This window comes from Paenibacillus sp. FSL K6-2862 (genome assembly GCF_038005125.1).
GTDB lineage: Bacteria > Bacillota > Bacilli > Paenibacillales > Paenibacillaceae > Paenibacillus > Paenibacillus illinoisensis_A.
The window spans coordinates 5866526-5886277 of the sequence record NZ_JBBOSN010000001.1; the positions used below are offsets into that span (position 1 = coordinate 5866526).

Here is a 19752-nt window from a genome sequence, read left to right on the forward strand (position 1 = left end):
CGACTCAATTTGTGCCCTTAAATGTGATGTATGTATCTTCTATGAGTGTGTCAGAGGCGTCGTACAAAGTCAAATAAGAGATGCAAACGCATCTCCCGGGGATTCATATATGTATAGTTAATCAAAAGTACAAAGAAAAATAAACAAAGAAAAACCACCACCGAGAATCTTCGGCAGTGGTTCTTTGCTTGGCAACGTCCTACTCTCCCAGGACCCTTCGGTCCAAGTACCATCGGCGCTAGAGGGCTTAACGGTCGTGTTCGGGATGGGTACGTGTGGAACCCCTCCGCTATCGCCACCAAACGAGCATTTGTGTAACAAATGCATTTTGTGGAACTGAAAATCATACACACATTGGAGTGATGTACCGATTTCCATTTCAGAGATTATTCTCTGAAAACTAGATCCGAAACGAAACTTGCGACTAGAACCTGCAATTTGGATAAGCCCTCGACCGATTAGTACTGGTCAGCTCCATGCATTACTGCACTTCCACCCCCAGCCTATCTACCTCGTCGTCTTCAAGGGGTCTTACATACTGGGAAATCTCATCTTGAGGGGGGCTTCACGCTTAGATGCTTTCAGCGCTTATCCCGTCCGTACATAGCTACCCAGCGGTGCTCCTGGCGGAACAACTGGTACACCAGCGGTACGTCCATCCCGGTCCTCTCGTACTAAGGACAGCTCCTCTCAAATTTCCTACGCCCACGACAGATAGGGACCGAACTGTCTCACGACGTTCTGAACCCAGCTCGCGTACCGCTTTAATGGGCGAACAGCCCAACCCTTGGGACCTACTTCAGCCCCAGGATGCGATGAGCCGACATCGAGGTGCCAAACCTCCCCGTCGATGTGGACTCTTGGGGGAGATAAGCCTGTTATCCCCAGGGTAGCTTTTATCCGTTGAGCGATGGCCCTTCCATGCGGTACCACCGGATCACTAAGCCCGACTTTCGTCCCTGCTCGACTTGTAGGTCTCGCAGTCAAGCTCCCTTATGCCTTTGCACTCTTCGAATGATTTCCAACCATTCTGAGGGAACCTTTGGGCGCCTCCGTTACTCTTTAGGAGGCGACCGCCCCAGTCAAACTGCCCACCTGACACTGTCCCCGTACCCGCTAAGGGCACCAGGTTAGAACCTAGATACGATCAGGGTGGTATCCCAACGGTGCCTCCACACAAGCTGGCGCTCATGCTTCAAAGGCTCCCACCTATCCTGTACAGATCGTACCCAAATTCAATATCAAGCTGCAGTAAAGCTCCATGGGGTCTTTCCGTCTTGTCGCGGGTAACCTGCATCTTCACAGGTATTAAAATTTCACCGGATCTCTCGTTGAGACAGCGCCCAAGTCGTTACGCCATTCGTGCGGGTCAGAATTTACCTGACAAGGAATTTCGCTACCTTAGGACCGTTATAGTTACGGCCGCCGTTTACTGGGGCTTCGGTTCACAGCTTCGGGATTACTCCCTAACCGCTCCCCTTAACCTTCCAGCACCGGGCAGGCGTCAGCCCGTATACTTCGCCTTACGGCTTCGCACAGACCTGTGTTTTTGCTAAACAGTCGCTTGGGCCTTTTCACTGCGGCCCCCTCGTGCTATTCACACTACCGGGGCACCCCTTCTCCCGAAGTTACGGGGTCATTTTGCCGAGTTCCTTAACGAGAGTTCTTCCGCGCGCCTTAGAATTCTCTTCTCGCCTACCTGTGTCGGTTTGCGGTACGGGCACCTTCATCTGGCTAGAGGCTTTTCTTGGCAGTGTGAGATCATGACCTTCGCTACTGTAATTTTCACTCCCCATCACAGCTCAGCCTTAGGATGTGCGGATTTGCCTACACATCAGCCTTACTGCTTGGACAGACATCCATCAGTCTGCGTCACTACCCTACTGCGTCCCCCCATCGCTCGTAACGATTTACGGTGGTACAGGAATTTCGACCTGTTGTCCTTCGACTACGCCTTTCGGCCTCGCCTTAGGTCCCGACTTACCCTGAGCGGACGAGCCTTCCTCAGGAACCCTTAGGCTTTCGGCGGATCAGATTCTCACTGATCTTTTCGTTACTCATACCGGCATTCTCACTTGTATAATGTCCAGCGCTCCTTACGGTACACCTTCAACCCTTATACAACGCTCCCCTACCCCTGATGCAAAGCATCAAGCCATAGCTTCGGTGGTGTGTTTAGCCCCGTTACATTTTCGGCGCAGAGTCACTCGACCAGTGAGCTATTACGCACTCTTTCAATGGTGGCTGCTTCTAAGCCAACATCCTGGTTGTCTGTGCAACTCCACATCCTTTCCCACTTAACACACACTTGGGGACCTTAGCTGATGGTCTGGGCTGTTTCCCTTTTGACAATGGATCTTAGCACTCACTGTCTGACTCCCGGAAGTAAGTCTATGGCATTCGGAGTTTGACTGAGCTTGGTAACCCTTGCGGGCCCCGCACCCAATCAGTGCTCTACCTCCACGACTCTGTTTTCCGAGGCTAGCCCTAAAGCTATTTCGGGGAGAACCAGCTATCTCCGAGTTCGATTGGAATTTCTCCGCTACCCCCACCTCATCCCCGCACTTTTCAACGTGCGTGGGTTCGGGCCTCCAGTGCGTGTTACCGCACCTTCACCCTGGACAGGGGTAGATCACCCGGTTTCGGGTCTACGTCCACGTACTATGTCGCCCTATTCAGACTCGCTTTCGCTGCGGCTCCGGCTCTTCACCTTAACCTTGCACGGGAACGTAACTCGCCGGTTCATTCTACAAAAGGCACGCCATCACCCCTAAAATGGGCTCTGACTTCTTGTAAGCACACGGTTTCAGGTTCTATTTCACTCCCCTTCCGGGGTGCTTTTCACCTTTCCCTCACGGTACTGCTTCACTATCGGTCGCTAGGAAGTATTTAGCCTTGGCAGATGGTCCTGCCGGATTCATACGGGGTTTCACGTGCCCCGCACTACTCGGGATCCGTCTCGGAGAGAGCAGACTTTCAATTACAGGGCTTTTACCTTCTTTGGCGGGCCTTTCCAGACCTCTTCGTTTAACCGGCTCCTTTGTAACTCCATGTGAGACGTCCCACAACCCCAGAGAGCAAGCTCTCTGGTTTGGGCTGTTCCGCGTTCGCTCGCCGCTACTGACGGAATCACTATTGTTTTCTCTTCCTCAAGGTACTTAGATGTTTCAGTTCCCCTGGTATGCCTCTACATAACCTATGTATTCAGTTATGAGTAACTGGATATTACCCCAGCTGGGTTTCCCCATTCGGACATCCCCGGATCAAAGCTTGCTTACAGCTCCCCGAGGCAGTATCGTTGTTCGCCACGTCCTTCATCGGCTCCTAGCGCCTAGGCATCCTCCGTGTGCTCTTAGTAGCTTAACCATATGCTCCGGTTTCGACTTCTCACTTCCCTTGGTTTGCTTACGCAAATCCAAAAGTCGTTCCAATTCGATACCATCGCAAAGCAGTTTTCGCTAATATTTGAAACTTGTTTAACACAAGTTCAGCTAGGATGATTGTTGATCGGTCACTTGAACCGAACAAGCATTCATCCCTAAAAGGAATGTTCTAATTCGCAATTTTCGTTTCGATATCTAGTTTTCAAAGAACAAGCCAAATAGACGAAATTCTTTGGTGGAGCCAAGCGGGATCGAACCGCTGACCTCCTGCTTGCAAGGCAGGCGCTCTCCCAGCTGAGCTATGGCCCCTCAAATTCCATCAAAACTGAACAAATGGATAAGTAACGATGTTGCTGTCGCAGGTTCAGCGAACCTGCGTATTTGAATGTTTCCGCTACGGGAAACGATTCTCCATAGAAAGGAGGTGATCCAGCCGCACCTTCCGATACGGCTACCTTGTTACGACTTCACCCCAATCATCTATCCCACCTTCGGCGGCTGGCTCCTTGCGGTTACCCCACCGACTTCGGGTGTTATAAACTCTCGTGGTGTGACGGGCGGTGTGTACAAGACCCGGGAACGTATTCACCGCGGCATGCTGATCCGCGATTACTAGCAATTCCGACTTCATGCAGGCGAGTTGCAGCCTGCAATCCGAACTGAGACCGGCTTTTTAGGATTCGTTCCACCTCGCGGCTTCACAGCCCGTTGTACCGGCCATTGTAGTACGTGTGTAGCCCAGGTCATAAGGGGCATGATGATTTGACGTCATCCCCACCTTCCTCCGGTTTGTCACCGGCAGTCACCTTAGAGTGCCCACCCGAAGTGCTGGCAACTAAGATCAAGGGTTGCGCTCGTTGCGGGACTTAACCCAACATCTCACGACACGAGCTGACGACAACCATGCACCACCTGTCTCCTCTGTCCCGAAGGAAAGCCCTATCTCTAGGACGGTCAGAGGGATGTCAAGACCTGGTAAGGTTCTTCGCGTTGCTTCGAATTAAACCACATACTCCACTGCTTGTGCGGGTCCCCGTCAATTCCTTTGAGTTTCAGTCTTGCGACCGTACTCCCCAGGCGGAATGCTTAATGTGTTAACTTCGGCACCAAGGGTATCGAAACCCCTAACACCTAGCATTCATCGTTTACGGCGTGGACTACCAGGGTATCTAATCCTGTTTGCTCCCCACGCTTTCGCGCCTCAGCGTCAGTTACAGCCCAGAGAGTCGCCTTCGCCACTGGTGTTCCTCCACATCTCTACGCATTTCACCGCTACACGTGGAATTCCACTCTCCTCTTCTGCACTCAAGTCACCCAGTTTCCAGTGCGATCCGGGGTTGAGCCCCGGGATTAAACACCAGACTTAAATGACCGCCTGCGCGCGCTTTACGCCCAATAATTCCGGACAACGCTTGCCCCCTACGTATTACCGCGGCTGCTGGCACGTAGTTAGCCGGGGCTTTCTTCTCAGGTACCGTCACTCCTTGAGCAGTTACTCTCAAGGACGTTCTTCCCTGGCAACAGAGCTTTACGATCCGAAAACCTTCATCACTCACGCGGCATTGCTCCGTCAGGCTTTCGCCCATTGCGGAAGATTCCCTACTGCTGCCTCCCGTAGGAGTCTGGGCCGTGTCTCAGTCCCAGTGTGGCCGATCACCCTCTCAGGTCGGCTACGCATCGTCGCCTTGGTGAGCCGTTACCTCACCAACTAGCTAATGCGCCGCAGGCCCATCCTCAAGTGACAGATTGCTCCGTCTTTCCAGCTCCCTTCAGGCGAAGGAAGCAAGTATTCGGTATTAGCTACCGTTTCCGGTAGTTGTCCCAAGCTTGAGGGCAGGTTGCCTACGTGTTACTCACCCGTCCGCCGCTAACCATCAGAGAAGCAAGCTTCTCATCAAGTCCGCTCGACTTGCATGTATTAGGCATGCCGCCAGCGTTCGTCCTGAGCCAGGATCAAACTCTCCAATAAAGTATTGAAAAGAGCGATTAGCTCATTTTGAATCTGACGATTCATTGTAAATCATAAGTTACTTTCCATTTGTTCAGTTTTCAAGGAACTTGTTGTCCGTTTTTGTTGATCGATGTCAACCGGACAGGATATTTATTTTATCATGTTAACCAACTAACTGTCAACACTCTTTTTCGTCATCATTCAAACTCTTTCGACAATCACTCGTTTGAAGCGACAAGAAATAATATATCATGTCTGAATTTAGATAGCAAGCATTTTTAATCTTTTTTTTAAAAAGATCATTAAATGATATACGAGCAGTCCTAAGTCGATCTTCTCAATTCCAATAAGTCTAACTTCACTTTAAAATCATGCTCTAATGTAACGGTTTGATGTGAGTGATCCAAAGCTTCTATAATGAGGTATATACAATAAAGAGAAAACAATGACATAGCATCATTTAATACGTTCTTTATTTTCACCGCTTACTACATAAGGAAGATTTACTGCTTATAACTTTATTTGAGGTGATCACTCTTGGAACAGTGGCTAAAAAAACTTCGCAAAGGGTACGGCAAGAAACTCGTGTCTCTCCACTTCTGGAATGCCTGGATTGTAGTGATCCTCGCCGTAACGGGACTTATGCTAGTCGGTGGCTTCTGGCGTGAACTACTCGGGATTGGGCGCGTATGGCTAAAATGGCTGCATATAATTGTCGGGTTGGCTATGCTAGCCCCTGTTGTTTATTACTTGATCCTGGCGAGTAAACACTGGAAACAGCTCCGGAACAGGCCTTGGCAAAAAGTGAATACAATCATCGTGCTTGTTCTGCTGGTTGGCTGGTTAATCTCAGGCATTGTGTTGTGGCAATTTAAACTCGCAGGACCAAAGTGGTCCAATGCAGCGTTACTAACTCATGATTTGTTAACTTGGTTGGGTCTGCCCTATATTATCTACCACTCCATTACCCGTACCAAATGGTTGAAAGATTCGACACGCCGCACGGTGATTGCCACCACATCGACGAAAGACATCCATGGCACTGCGGATTCATTGGGTACATCTGGAGAAAATACTGCTGCTGCAATTTCAGCTCCTAGTTCGGATCGTACTGCTGCAACAAAATCGCCCGACCAACCCCAGAAACCCGAACCCGTGTATACACGGCGTGCGTTTATTCGGTCTGCTGTAGGTGTGGGGTTAGCCGTTACCCTTGGCCCTACCTTTGTCTCCTGGGTTGGACGTAATCTCAGTATCGATAACAGCATCGACAGTATGCTGGAGAATGACCCCAATCGGATGAGTCCGTTGCCGCAACCTGCGGCTGCCTCTTCCCCTCCCATTGGAGGAGGAGCTGAAGGTCATTTCCGAGTATACACGGTTACGCCTATCCCTTCCTTTTCAAATGAGAATTGGTCCTTCCGGATTGATGGGCTTGTCGAACGGGCACAGGTCTGGAATTGGGAACAATTCGTTAAGCTTGCTCGTACTGTACAGGTTAGTGATTTCCATTGTGTAACTGGTTGGTCCGTATACAAAAATACCTGGGAAGGCATTCCCCTTAAACATCTACTAACCCAAGCCGGAGTTAAGCCCGGTGCACACAGTGTCAAGTTTTACTCTGGAGATGGGGTATACACGGATGCCATTACGCTGGATCAAGCACAGATGGAGGATATCATGGTCGCTGTCATGCATGATGGCAAACCCATCCCGGCAGATCTCGGGGGTCCGGTACGACTTGTCATTCCCCAGATGTATGCCTATAAGTCGGTAAAATGGTTGAATCGCATTGAACTCATCGACAGCGAACATATCGGTTACTGGGAAGAACGAGGTTATGATAAGGATGCATGGCTTACAGGCGCAGCTCAGCGCATTCCCAATATCAGTTCCTAACGTTTCACCTCCAACTATGTAGAGTCTATGAATTGAAAAACATCCTACAGATGCATAGCAAAAACCCCCGATCCACCTAATGTGGCTAATCGGGGGTTTCTTCATTTCCTAGCTTATAGGTTAGCCCTGCTGATTCAAAAGACGAACGAGTTCATCCTCATCCTCAATGGTTGGGATGCCCAGATCATGCGCTTTGGCCAACTTGCTGCCCGCCTTCTCTCCGGCAATGACAAGATCAGTCTTTTTCGAGACACTGCCTGTGACTTTCGCTCCGAGCGCTTCCAGTCTTTGCGTTGCCTCGTCACGTGTCAGTTGATGCAGTGTTCCGGTCAGCACGACCGTTTTACCACTAAAGAAGGAGTCTTCGACTATCACTGCTGGTGACTCAGGTGCCTGTGCTTTCACGCCCAAGTCCAGCATCTTTTCAATCGCAGCCTGGGTAAACGGATCTGCGAAGAACGTGACAATACTCTCTGCTACAATACTGCCTACGTCTGGAAGTTCAACTAGTTCCTCCACAGTTGCATTCATAATAGCATGCAGATCACGATAATGGTCGGCCAGCATACGTGTCGTTGATTTACCTGTATTCGGAATGCCCAGCGCGTACAGGAACGATGCAAGGTCACGATCCTTACTATGCTCCAGTGCAGTGAGAAGGTTGCTCGCTTTCTTTTCACCAAACCGCTCCAGCTTCACCAGATCATCAAATTGCAATGTATACAGATCAGCCGGCTCACGCACACTGAGCTCATCATACAGCTGAATCGCTGTCTTCTCACTGAATGTCTCAATATCCATGGCATCACGGGAAGCAAAATGAGAAATTCGAGCAACGGTCTGCGGTTTACATGCCAATTTGTTATTACAGAACAGATGCGCTCCGCGCTGCTCCAGTGGGAATCCGCAAGCCGGACACTGCTCAGGATATACGATCTCCTCGCCATCGCTCTCTTCCGTCACTTTGCCCAGGATTTCAGGGATGACGTCATTGGAGCGGCGGATAAAGACACGCGTGCCCAAGGCAAACTTCAGATTTTTACGCTCAATATCGCCCACATTGTTCAATGTACAGTTTGAAACCGTTACTCCCGCCAGTTCGACCGGTTCTACACGTGCCAGCGGAGTTACTTTACCGGTACGGCCCACATTCCAATCAACGGATTTGAGTACCGTTGTGGTCTCTTCTGCTTCGAACTTATAGGCTACAGCCCAGCGTGGGAACTTGTCCGTATAACCCAGCACTTCACGTGTGCGCATGTCGGTGATTTTGATAACGGCCCCATCAATCAGGTAGTCCAGCTGTCCCCGATTCTCCTGAATGGCGGCAAGCTGTTCCATCACATCATCAAATTCATGGAAGTACGTAATCGACGGGTTAACTTTGAAACGGTTCTCACGCAGAAAATCCATCATCTCTTGATGATTGGCAAATCCAATGTCATCCGAGTACCCTACATTGTAGAAATAGGCATTGAGCCTGCGCTCGGCCGTCGTCTTCGGATTCAGGTTGCGCAGTGCTCCGGCAGCTGCGTTACGGGCGTTTTTGAGCGGCTCTGCTGCTGTTTCATTGTACCGGTTCAGGACGGACAGATTCATGATGCCTTCGCCTTGTACTTCGATCGTACCGTCAGTATACGGAATTCGGAGCGGGACTGATTTGATTGTTCTAACCTGAGCCAGAATCCCTTCGCCAACCGTTCCGTTCCCGCGTGTAGAAGCCTGTACCAATTCACCATTGGTGTATGTCAGGTTCAGGGTGAGCCCATCAAACTTCAACTCAATAACGTAGCCGGGTTCCGGTAAAGGGTTGCCTGGATTTTTGCTGTTGTAGTCATTCACGAGCTTCAGTACACGAGTATTCCAGCTCCGCAGCTGTTCGATGTTTTGGGCTTTGTCCAAGCTCCACAACGGAGACAAATGGCGATGCGGGGTAAACCCCTTCAGCAGTTCGCCACCGACACGCTGTGTTGGAGAATCAGGCAAAACCATCCCGCTCTCCTGTTCCAGGGAAACCAGTTCGTCATACAGGAGATCATATTCCTTGTCACTGATCTGCGGCTGATCCATCGTGTAGTACTGATAATTATGCTGGTTCAGCTCGGTAACGAGTTGCTCCATCCGGTGCATCGGGTCCATACAGGGCCATCCCTCCGTTTATTTAATCTATGTAGAACGAACACTCAAATTGCACTTGAACTAAGCTGACAGAACAACTTTCCGATCGCTGTTATCCCCGGATTTCTTCAATTACTTTTAAAGGTGGAAACCCGGGGATAAAGGCGAACGTTTCACTTCTTCAAGTTATTTCTGCCCTCTTCGTTATTATGCAATATTGAAGTTTCATTCTTAATCTATTCTACTTTGGTTATAGGAGCAAAACCGGCGAGCAGGCGTTTCACACCGACCGGAGCCGGGAAGGCAATTTGCAGTTCTGTGTCATTGCCGGTCCCTTTTACCGCAACAATGGTACCTGTACCCCATTTGCCATGCTGCACTTTATCTCCTGCTTTGAAGCCTGCTTCACTATTAGAAGCTGCAGGCTTGGAGGCAGATGAAGGCGTAGCATATGTTGGACGCGAAGTACTTGTGGTCACACGAGAAGTTGGCGTGGACGAAGTAGCCGAGGACCCACCTCTGCTCTGCTGTTCAAAGAGCTTGGCCGCACTTCCACCACCAAAGTTGCTTCCGCCACTGGAGCCCAGTCCACGTCCACCATAGGATCCTCCTGCATTGGCACCACGACGGTAACGGTCACGGGCAATGGAAGTATCTTCTTTTAGCTCATCCGGAATCTCATCCAGGAAGCGAGAAGGCGGGTTCGCCGTTGTACGTCCAAACAAAGTACGCATCTGGGCACAAGACAGGAAGAGCTGTTCTTCTGCACGCGTAATCCCTACATAAGCAAGTCTGCGTTCTTCCTCCAGCTCCTCATTATCCATAAAGGCCCGGCTGTGCGGGAAGACGCCTTCCTCCATACCCACGATGAATACGACAGGGAATTCCAGACCTTTGGCACTGTGCATGGTCATCAGGGTAACCGCGTCGCTCTGATCCTCTTCATCATCGTTCATGCTGTCGATATCTGCAATGAGTGCCAGATCGGTGAGGAACGAGACGAGCGTTTTGTCTTCATTATTTTTCTCAAATTCCATGGTCACCGAAAGGAACTCTTCAATGTTTTCCAGACGCGCACGGGATTCGAGTGTATTTTCGTTCTGCATCTCAAGCCGATATTGACTCATCTCCAGAATCTTCTCGGTCAGTTCGGTTACAGACAGGTACTCTACCATCTGATGCAGTGCAGCGATCATGTCGTAGAACTCCACCAGCGCGTTCCGCGTGCGGCCCGCAAAGCCGAGATCGTCCACCACCTGAAGCACACGGAATATGGAAATCCCCCGCTCTCCTGCTGCAGCTGCCAACTTCGCCACGGTTGTATCACCGATGCTGCGTTTAGGCACATTAATGATTCGAGTGAGGCTGATATCGTCGTCAGGGTTAGACAGCAGGCGCAGATACGCCAGAATGTCCTTGATCTCTTTACGATCATAGAACTTGATGCCGCCGACAATCTGATATGGAATATCGGACTTGATCAGAATTTCCTCTATAACCCGGGACTGGGCGTTCGTACGGTACAAAATCGCATGGTTTTGATAGGATTTGCCGTTCTTCACATTTTTACTAATCTCAGAGGTAACAAAATACCCCTCATCATGCTCGGAGTCCGCGCGGTATACCTTGATCTTCGAGCCGCCTTCCTTGTCTGTCCACAGCTTCTTCGGCTTACGTCCAGAGTTCAGGCCAATGACCTCATTCGCTGCATTCAAGATGGTTGAAGTTGAACGGTAATTCTGCTCCAGCATAATGGTCTGTGCCTCTGGATAGTCTTTCTCAAAGTTCAGGATGTTGCTGATATCCGCACCACGCCAGCGATAGATCGACTGGTCACTATCCCCAACGACGCAGATCCGGTGATGACTGTCAGCCAGCATGCGGCACAGCATATACTGCGCACGGTTCGTATCCTGATACTCATCGACGTGGATGTACTGGAATTTCTTTTGGTAAAAATCGAGGACTTCCGGCACTTCTTTGAACAGTTGAATGGTTGCCATAATGAGATCGTCGAAGTCGAGCGAATTGTTGGCTCTCAGACGTTTCTGGTACATTTTATATACCTTCGCCACAATGCCTTCAAAATAGTCGCCAGCCTGCTTCTCATACTGGTCAGGACCGATCAGTTCATTTTTCGCGGTACTCATCATGGCCTGAACAGCTTTTGGTTCAAATTTTTTGGTGTCAATATTCTGGTCTTTCATACAGCTGCGAATAACGGATAACTGGTCGGATGAGTCCAAGATACTGAAGTTCGAAGTAAAACCAATGCGTTCAATGTCACGTCGCAGGATGCGCACGCACATGGAGTGGAACGTGGATACCCAAATGTCGCGGCCTTGGGAGCCACCAACGAGCTGGGATACCCGGTCCTGCATCTCACGAGCGGCTTTGTTCGTAAACGTAATCGCCAAAATGCCCCATGGAGGTGTCTTGCGTGTTGCGATAAGGTAAGCAATCCGGTGTGTCAGCACCCGGGTCTTACCACTGCCCGCTCCGGCCATAATCAGTAACGGTCCATCAGTTGCCTCGACGGCTTGCCGCTGAGGGGTGTTAAGCCGTGCCACGGCATCATGTATATTTACAGGTTGCATGCATGCATGCTCCTTTCGTTGGTTGATCAATTAAACAAAATCAGAAGGTTACACTTGTGACTCCGAGGACAGAAAAAGCTTCCGATCGCTGTTATTCCCGAATTTTTTTGAATCAATTTTATAAGGTGAAAATACGGGAATAAAGGCGAGCGCTCCGCTTCTCCAGCTTACTTCTGTCCTCTACGCTTTGCGTGTAAACGTAATTGTGCTTAATATAAATTTTATATTAGTAGGGCAAAGTTCTATTTTAACAGATCGTAAGGGGAAATTGGGGGAATGGTAAACTAAACCGATTAAACGGTTCCTTTTACAGCTTGTACCGTCTCAAGTGCCTTCTTCAAATCGCTGTACACAATGTTACCCACGACGACGGTGTCTGCAACTTTGGAAGCTTGTGCTGCTTTCTCGGAATTGTCGATTCCCCCGCCATAAACGAGGTGTGCGCGATCCAGTTGTCTATGTGTCTCGCCAACCAGCTCCATATCGCCAAACGTTCCGCTGTACTCCATATATACAATAGGAAGATTGAGCAGCCGCTCTGCAGCTTGGGCATAGGCCACCGCCGCACCAGTTGTCAGCTCTGTATCTGCTCCAGTCAAACGCGCTACGGTGGAGTCAGCATTCAGCACGATATACCCCTCGGCAATTAGCAGATCCCACGGTATGAGGTAACCAAAACGTTCGATGGCCTGTTGGTGGTGCCCAATCATCCATTTGCTATCCGTGGCATTCAGCACCATCGGGATCAGATATCCGTCAAAACCAGGGACAACCGCCTCCAGATCGGATACTTCCAGCACACAGGGCAGCTCGTAGCGACGCACGCGGGACATCAGGTCTACCGTGTTATCATAGGTGATTCCCGAAGACCCTCCAACGATAATAGCATCGGTCCCTGACATACATACCAGATCGAGTGCTTCATCCGTGATTTCCCGGTCCGGGTCGAGCTTAAATACGTGTCTCCACTGCTTAATCATGTCTATCAACGAACATTCCTCCAGAGGTTCTTCTGCATCCTAAAAAGCTTGTAAACTAAGTCTAAGTCAGCAGGCAGTGAGTGTCAATGTTCGCATAAAAAGGGGAACAAAAAATCACAGACTTTTCCCTGTAAAGTGCAGGAATCAGTCTGTAATTTAAAGGGATAGATGTTATCTCGCTATTGATCAAAAATGTTGGAGTAATAATGAAGGGCTACATTTCTAAGGTGATTGAAATGAGACGGCTTAGGTTTAGGTTAGGCTTGGGTTGTACTTTGTATCATGATTATTACTTAGACGGCTACGTGGAATGCATAGGAAATGCAGTGTAAGTGTTGATTTGCTACATACAAATGTTAAGGCTTCCAGGCAAAACGAGTATTCATCTGATCCAGCTCTTCTTCCGTCAATACATCTGAATAGACGCCGTATACGCCCCACTTTTCATAGTTCGCCACCTGGTCAGTGTCATTAATTGTATGCACGTAAGTAACAGCGCCCGCCTTCTTCAGCTTGGCGACAAAATTCTGATTCACTTTATATTCCGGCATGGTCACGGCATCAATGTCATTGTTCTCCACAAAATCAACGACCTGTGCTTCAGTATCCTGCGTTGCATAGAGGGTATAGATAATGGACGGAAACGCATAGATTTCTTTCACGGTTTCCAGCATGGGCTCATTATAAATCTGCACGACGATGCGACTCAGTACAGATGGGTCTTTCTTTTTGGCAGCGTTGACGAGAGAAGATAGCACCTGCTGAATATCCTCATCTTTCTGCTCCTTCGTATCCGTTACGATATACATATCGGGGTATTGCGACAGCACATTAATGATGCCATCAGCGTCCATGGGTTGGTAGATGCCCAAAATTGGGGTGTTCATAAATTCATCGTGCGTAAGTGCCCCAGCCTGTTTGTCTTCAGGAAGCTCCTCTTCCTGTCCCAGCAGTTTGCTCATATTGGCAGTCCATTCATGTCTGGCTACGGCTACACGATCCGAGGTGAGCATGAAGTCGATCTCAAACACTCTTGTGCCTTTCTCATAATTGGCGATCATCGCCTCATAAGCGTTGGTATAAGGCTGATCACGGATACTGCCCATAGCGTGAGCAATCAGTCGGTAGGCTGTAAATCCATCGCGCTGTTCCTCACTTTGACTCTCATAGGCAAAAAACAGGGTCCCCACGGTAACAATCAGTAGTGTAATGACGGCAGCGATTCGTTTCATATGATGTTCACATCCTTTAGGAGTGATATTGGAGGTAGGAAGTGTATAGCTATTAGATATGACAGCGTATGTGCGGGATTTCCTTTTTGATAGCTAACTACCCGAAATGATGAGGGGTAAAACAAAAAAGCTGCCCGGAGGCAGCTGTTAAATGGTGGTATGATTGATTAATTTGTTGAATCTAATACGCATTCTTGAGACCGTTTCGAATGGTTTCCCATATGATTTTGATATCGAATAATAAAGACCAGTTTTCAATATAAAAGATGTCCTGTTCAATCCGATCCTCGATGGAGGTATCTCCTCTTAACCCTTTACTCTGCGCCAATCCCGTAATTCCTGGGCGGACGTGATGCTTAATCATATACTTCGGAATTTCATCCCGGAATTGATTCACGTAGTACGGACGTTCCGGCCTTGGGCCAACCACACTCATATGACCCAGAAGCACGTTGAAGAATTGAGGCAACTCATCCAGGCTAGTGCGTCTTATAAATGTACCGAATGCCGTTCGACGCGGATCATCCTTCGTGGACCAACCCGTGTCAACTACACCTTCAGGAATGACTTTCATGGAGCGGAATTTAAACATCATGAAGTTGCGTCGGTTGAGCCCCACACGTTCTTGTTTGAAGATGACCGGTCCAGGTGACGTCAATCGTACGCCCAGTGCCACGATGACCATTACTGGGGAGGTCAGGATGATAGCGACGAGAGAGAACAGTATGTCAAACGCACGCTTCATTAATCGGTTTACGGCCATATCCAGCGGGATATCACGCACGTTAATCATCGGCATGCCAGCAAAGTTATCGAAATGCGGACGGGCCGGAAGATAATCGAAGAAGTCTGGAATAATCAGCGTCCGTACGCCGGCTTTTTCACAAACCTCAATGATGTGTGGATACTTGTCATGGGCATCCAAAGGAAGCGCAAGAATGACTTCGTCAATCATATGAGTGAACAGGATTTCTTCCAACTGATCAATGTGTCCCATAATCGGCCTGTATTGCTGTTGCTCCTCATCATCCCAATGACGATGATCGTCAAGGAAACCATATACCTCGTACCCGAGGTCAGGATAACTTCGGAGGTTATTATAGAACCGTTTGCCTAAAGAACCTGCTCCAAGGATCAATACAAATTGACGGTTGAAGCCCTTTTTGCGGAGTCTTCTAAGTTGAAGTTTGACTATATAACGGTAGATTAGGGTGAAGACAACATTGCCGATCATGTACATGGCCAGATAAGCACGAGAGATATCGACTTCCTTGAAGAAAAACATTAAGCTCATCAGCATAAAGAAGGCGATCCCATGGACCTGAATCAGTTTCATGAATTCATCTACAAAACGTTTCTTCCGCTTTGGCATATAAAGGGAAGACATCACACCCGCAATGACGGAAAGTCCCCCGTATACTAAGCTCCATGCAAAGTACTTCTCAATTGGCAACGAACCATGGTTGATTAGCAGTTCACTTTCAAACTTCATCCACCAAGCCACTAAAAAGGAAAACTGTATCACCATGAAGTCAGCCGCAATGTACAGTTGAGTCAAAAATTGCTGATTACGACGAATCATGTTTTCACCTCGGAAGATGTCTCATGAACTGCTGCCTTGTGGCCGGATGCTGATTTTTTTTGTGGACCCGACCGAAATAGTTTGTTGCTGATCAGAGACAATGAGAATTTCAGTGCAATGCCTAGCCATACGGCTGTATTGGTAAAAATGCCATACCGTTTGGCATAATGTTTACGGTGGAAAACCCACATTGCCCTATGAAACTCATAAATAATTTTCATAGGTTTACGCCGCGCACTTGCACCCTTGTAATGCACAATATATGTACGCGGATAATAATAAATACCCCAGCCCGCTTCTTTGATGCGGTAACACCAGTCAATATCTTCACCGTACATAAAGAAGGTCTCATCTAACCCTCCTACTTGGTCGATGGTCTCCCGGCGCACCAGCATGAATGCTCCGACAAGACAATCTACCGGATACTCATCATCCGGGCTGAGATGTCCGAGCTGGTACTGATTAAACTTCGGACGATCAGGGAACATCTGCGAGATGCCAAACGCATAATAAAATGATGCCGATGGTGTGGGGAATCCCCGCTTGCACGCTTTATCCAAAGAACCATCAGGAAGGATGACCTTGCAGCCGGATGCCCCCATCTCTGGATGGCGGTCCATGAATCCGATCATGACTTCCAGTATATCCGTCTGCACGACCGTGTCTGAATTGAGCAATAAAATGTAACGACCCTTGGCAATGTCCATACCTTGGTTATTTGCAACAGCAAAACCTGTATTATCTCTGTTAGCAATTAATCGAACATCTGGATATCCCCCTCGGATCGCTTCCACAGATCCATCATGCGACGCATTGTCAACAACAATTATTTCATATTGAAAGGAAGTGAGAGATTTATACACTGATGCGAGACAGTCCATTGTCAGCTGGCGTGTATTGTAGTTTACAATGATGATGCTGACATCAGGACCATAGTTGTTATTATTTTTCGATCCCCCTCTTAAGGGGACATCTGCTGTTTCGACCATTTTGTAAAACTCCTGACTTTGTAATGCTGTGTTTATCTATTGAAAGTATAGCATATTATGGACAATGGGGTGGAAAGCAAAACCAATCTATAAAGTTATACCTTCTTCAAGACGTATATGAGCTTAAGAACCAGGTTATCAAGAGATGCTTGACGGTAAAAAGGCATTTTGAACGCATATCTGATACGTTTAACCCAAGAGCTGTCCAGGTGGCTTAAAAACCCCTGTATATCGTTTTTTTGCTGAGCAGATAAATATTCTCCGTAAGTTACAAGAAATAAAGATGCTTGTTTACTAAGACTAAAACTTCCTTCACTGAAGAAACGCTTCAATCTATTTTTCCATTTCATGAGCCAACCTTCGCTGCCCCCGCCAAGAACGTTCCCTTGGTGTTGTCGGTACAAAATCATTGGCTCTTTATCAAAAATCACTTCTCCAAACGCACTAACATACAGATAAATCCATCGATCATGCATAATAACCTGCTTCAAATCGCTAGGAATACTCCCTCTTATTTGTTCAAACGTGATTGGATTTAGAACTACAGTGCAACCCACGCAGCAGTTTTCGATCATGGCATTATACATGCTTAACGGCTTAGGAGGGAGGGTTGGCCACACATTCAGATTGTTCAGATCCTGATCTACCATCTGTGTCGAAGAACAATACATAAGAGGTACATTCGAGTGCCCCAATTGTAGTTTAGTTACTGCCCTACTAAGTTTCTCCGGCTTCCACACATCATCCTGATCACAAAATGCGTAATAATCATACACAGGCTCAGTTTGGCACATCAGTTCAAAAAAACTCCCGACCACGCCCAAATTTTCACCTTTAACAACTCGGATTTGGTCCGGATGAGACTTAGCATATTCGTTTAATTTTTGCACAGTTCCATCAGATGAGCCATCATCCCTGATATTAATCTGGACGTCAACTTCAAGTTGTGCCAGAAGGCTTTCCATCTGCTCATCAATGTACTTTACTCCGTTATATGTAGAAAGCATAATACATACTTTAGGCTTATTCACGTGTCACCTCATGTTCTGACTTTTCTTCATTATATACGAAAACTCCCGCCCAAAAGTAAGAGCGAGAGTTACATAGTGCTACTATGGCCGTTCCTATTTCGACGACAATAAACTAATAAATTCACGCAGGCCCTCCCGCCATGGGCGAATATCCGCCAAACCATTCGTTCGAATGGATAGATGGTCCATTACCGAATTACGCGGCCTGGGAGCTGGTCTGGGGAACTGCTCTGTCGTACAAGGCTCCAATTGTGCTTGGATGGTAAACCCTTCAACATTTTGAGCTTCCGCAAAGATCGCTTCTGTGAATTCATACCATGTACAAGTGCCACTGTTGGAGGCATGATATACCCCATACATTTCTGTTTGCATAAGCTCTAGGATAAATCCTGCCAAATCAACGGTAAACGTAGGTGACCCTTTTTGGTCATGTACTACCTGTAGCTTTGGTTTTTCCTGACCCAATTTCAGCATCGTTTTGACAAAATTATTCCCGTACAGTCCATAAACCCAAGAAGTACGCACAACAAACCATTTGGAGGACAACGACTGTACTATTAATTCTCCCGCCCGTTTGGACTTGCCATACACACTTTGCGGATTCGTGTTATCATATTCCTGATAGGGAGATGACGAGTTGCCATCAAATACATAGTCCGTACTAATATAAATTAATTTAGCTCCTGCTCTTTCTGCCGCTACAGCAACATTGCGTGTTCCTACAGTATTCACCTTATATGCACCATCGATATCTGTTTCCGCTGCATCTACGGCAGTATAAGCTGCACAATGAATGACCGCTTCAGGATGATAGGAGGAGATGACTTCGTTACACTGTGCCTGATTGGTAATATCCATCCGATCCCGATCACAAGCTAGAAAAGAATGTCCCTCCTTCTCCAAAAGAAGAGCGACATCCCGTCCCAGTTGTCCGTTTGCTCCTGTAACCAAAACCTTCATTACTTCACGTCTCCCAAACGAGAGCCATATTGCTTGGCATAATACTGTTGATACACGCCGGACTGAATACGGGTCCACCATTCTTTGTTGCCCAGGTACCATTGAATAGTCTCCTTAATTCCGGTTTCAAACGAGTGCTTTGGCTTCCAGCCCAGTTCGGACATTGTCTTCGTCGGATCAATGCCGTATCTGCGGTCGTGTCCTGGACGGTCCTGAACATATTTGATTAGAGATTCTGGCTTGGCGAGTTGCTCCAGAATGGTTTTCACGATGTGCACGTTAGTTCGCTCATTATTGCCACCGATGTTGTAGACCTCACCGTTACGTCCTTGATGGATCACCAGGTCGATAGCACTGCAATGGTCTTCAACATAAAGCCAGTCCCGGATGTTCAATCCATCTCCGTAAACAGGCAATGCTTCATCAGCAAGGGCACGGGAGATCATGAGTGGGATCAGTTTCTCCGGAAACTGATAAGGGCCGTAATTGTTGGAACAACGGGTGATATTTACTGGAAGACCAAAGGTCTCATGATACGCACGCACTAGCAAATCCCCACCTGCTTTGGACGCCGAATATGGGCTGTTGGGTTGCAATGGTGTCTCTTCCGTAAACAGGCCTGTTGGACCCAGCGAACCATATACCTCATCCGTCGATACCTGAACGAACTTGGTGACATTGTGTTTTTTAGCCGCTTCAAGCAATACCTGGGTACCATTCACATTGGTTCTTACAAACACATCCGGCTCCAAAATGCTGCGATCCACATGAGATTCGGCCGCAAAGTTAACGACAATGTCCACCCCTTGACTGACTAGGCGATCCATCTCAGCAGCATCTGTAATGTCTGCTTTGACAAAAGTATGGTTTGTGTTGCTTTCAAGTGACTTTAAGTTTTCCAAGTTGCCTGCATACGTCAACGCATCCACATTGATAATTTTATAATCAGGATGCTGCTCCAGCATATACATTACAAAATTACTTCCAATAAAACCGGCCCCGCCGGTAACGAGCAGTTTCATAGTGTTGG

The 19752-nt window shown here is 48.1% G+C and carries 10 protein-coding genes, 1 tRNA gene and 3 rRNA genes; 1 reads left to right on the top strand and 13 read right to left on the bottom strand.

The genetic code is table 11. The features are described 5' to 3' along the window. Positions 1-186 precede the first annotated feature (186 nt). The 4 genes from rrf to MHB82_RS26750 all read right to left on the bottom strand — a co-directional run bounded on the left by rrf (position 187) and on the right by MHB82_RS26750 (position 5352). A 5S ribosomal RNA gene (gene rrf / locus MHB82_RS26735) occupies positions 187-303 on the bottom strand. Positions 304-438: 135 nt separating this feature from the next. Continuing rightward, positions 439-3366 (bottom strand): 23S ribosomal RNA (locus MHB82_RS26740). A gap of 250 nt (positions 3367-3616) precedes the next feature. After that, positions 3617-3692: transfer RNA gene (locus MHB82_RS26745), tRNA-Ala, on the bottom strand. A gap of 108 nt (positions 3693-3800) precedes the next feature. Then, positions 3801-5352, bottom strand: a 16S ribosomal RNA gene (locus MHB82_RS26750). The 16S, 23S and 5S rRNA genes sit together here with 1 tRNA gene alongside, the layout of an rRNA operon. Positions 5353-5871: 519 nt before the next feature. Between MHB82_RS26750 and MHB82_RS26755 the strand changes: the two genes are divergently transcribed. Then, complete coding sequence (locus MHB82_RS26755; protein WP_341176230.1) at positions 5872-7233, top strand: molybdopterin-dependent oxidoreductase; 1362 nt, start codon at positions 5872-5874, stop codon at positions 7231-7233. A gap of 120 nt (positions 7234-7353) precedes the next feature. On the opposite strand, the gene ligA is transcribed toward MHB82_RS26755, so the two are convergent. The 9 genes from ligA to rfbB all read right to left on the bottom strand — a co-directional run bounded on the left by ligA (position 7354) and on the right by rfbB (position 19744). Next, entirely contained in the window at positions 7354-9372 is a 2019-nt protein-coding gene (ligA, locus tag MHB82_RS26760; RefSeq protein ID WP_341176231.1) for an NAD-dependent DNA ligase LigA, read from the bottom strand. A 215-nt stretch (positions 9373-9587) separates the two neighbouring features. Next, a complete protein-coding gene (gene pcrA / locus MHB82_RS26765; RefSeq protein WP_341176232.1) occupies positions 9588-11948 on the bottom strand; it encodes a DNA helicase PcrA in 2361 nt (786 codons plus the stop codon). Positions 11949-12241: 293 nt separating this feature from the next. Then, on the bottom strand, positions 12242-12937 hold the full coding sequence (locus tag MHB82_RS26770) for a heptaprenylglyceryl phosphate synthase (RefSeq protein WP_341176233.1): 696 nt from the start codon (positions 12935-12937) through the stop codon (positions 12242-12244). 347 nt (positions 12938-13284) lie between these two features. Beyond that, positions 13285-14160: a glycerophosphodiester phosphodiesterase family protein gene (locus tag MHB82_RS26775; RefSeq protein ID WP_154894980.1), complete on the bottom strand. Its 876-nt coding sequence runs from the start codon at positions 14158-14160 to the stop codon at positions 13285-13287. 181 nt (positions 14161-14341) lie between these two features. Beyond that, entirely contained in the window at positions 14342-15742 is a 1401-nt protein-coding gene (locus tag MHB82_RS26780) for an undecaprenyl-phosphate glucose phosphotransferase (RefSeq protein ID WP_341176234.1), read from the bottom strand. Beyond that, on the bottom strand, positions 15739-16623 hold the full coding sequence (locus MHB82_RS26785) for a glycosyltransferase family 2 protein (protein ID WP_445671273.1): 885 nt from the start codon (positions 16621-16623) through the stop codon (positions 15739-15741). Before MHB82_RS26785 ends, MHB82_RS26780 begins: the two co-directional genes overlap by 4 nt. Before the next feature lie 203 nt (positions 16624-16826). Beyond that, on the bottom strand, positions 16827-17762 hold the full coding sequence (locus MHB82_RS26790) for a glycosyltransferase family 2 protein (protein ID WP_341176236.1): 936 nt from the start codon (positions 17760-17762) through the stop codon (positions 16827-16829). A 93-nt stretch (positions 17763-17855) separates the two neighbouring features. Continuing rightward, the gene (gene rfbD / locus MHB82_RS26795) at positions 17856-18722 is read right to left on the bottom strand and encodes a dTDP-4-dehydrorhamnose reductase (protein ID WP_341176237.1); all 867 of its coding nucleotides are present in this window, start codon (positions 18720-18722) and stop codon (positions 17856-17858) included. Continuing rightward, entirely contained in the window at positions 18722-19744 is a 1023-nt protein-coding gene (gene rfbB, locus MHB82_RS26800) for a dTDP-glucose 4,6-dehydratase (RefSeq protein ID WP_341176238.1), read from the bottom strand. Before rfbB ends, rfbD begins: the two co-directional genes overlap by 1 nt. Between the last annotated feature and the right edge of the window lie 8 nt (positions 19745-19752).

Bases quoted from the DNA above. Each gene is read 5' to 3' on its own strand.
- ligA (WP_341176231.1), bottom strand. From the start codon at position 9,372: ATGGACCCGATGCACCGGATGGAGCAACTCGTTACCGAGCTGAACCAG.
- pcrA (WP_341176232.1), bottom strand. From the start codon at position 11,948: ATGCAACCTGTAAATATACATGATGCCGTGGCACGGCTTAACACCCCT.
- MHB82_RS26775 (WP_154894980.1), bottom strand. From the start codon at position 14,160: ATGAAACGAATCGCTGCCGTCATTACACTACTGATTGTTACCGTGGGG.
- MHB82_RS26780 (WP_341176234.1), bottom strand. From the start codon at position 15,742: ATGATTCGTCGTAATCAGCAATTTTTGACTCAACTGTACATTGCGGCT.
- MHB82_RS26785 (WP_445671273.1), bottom strand. From the start codon at position 16,623: ATGGACTGTCTCGCATCAGTGTATAAATCTCTCACTTCCTTTCAATAT.
- rfbD (WP_341176237.1), bottom strand. From the start codon at position 18,722: ATGAAGGTTTTGGTTACAGGAGCAAACGGACAACTGGGACGGGATGTC.
- rfbB (WP_341176238.1), bottom strand. From the start codon at position 19,744: ATGAAACTGCTCGTTACCGGCGGGGCCGGTTTTATTGGAAGTAATTTT.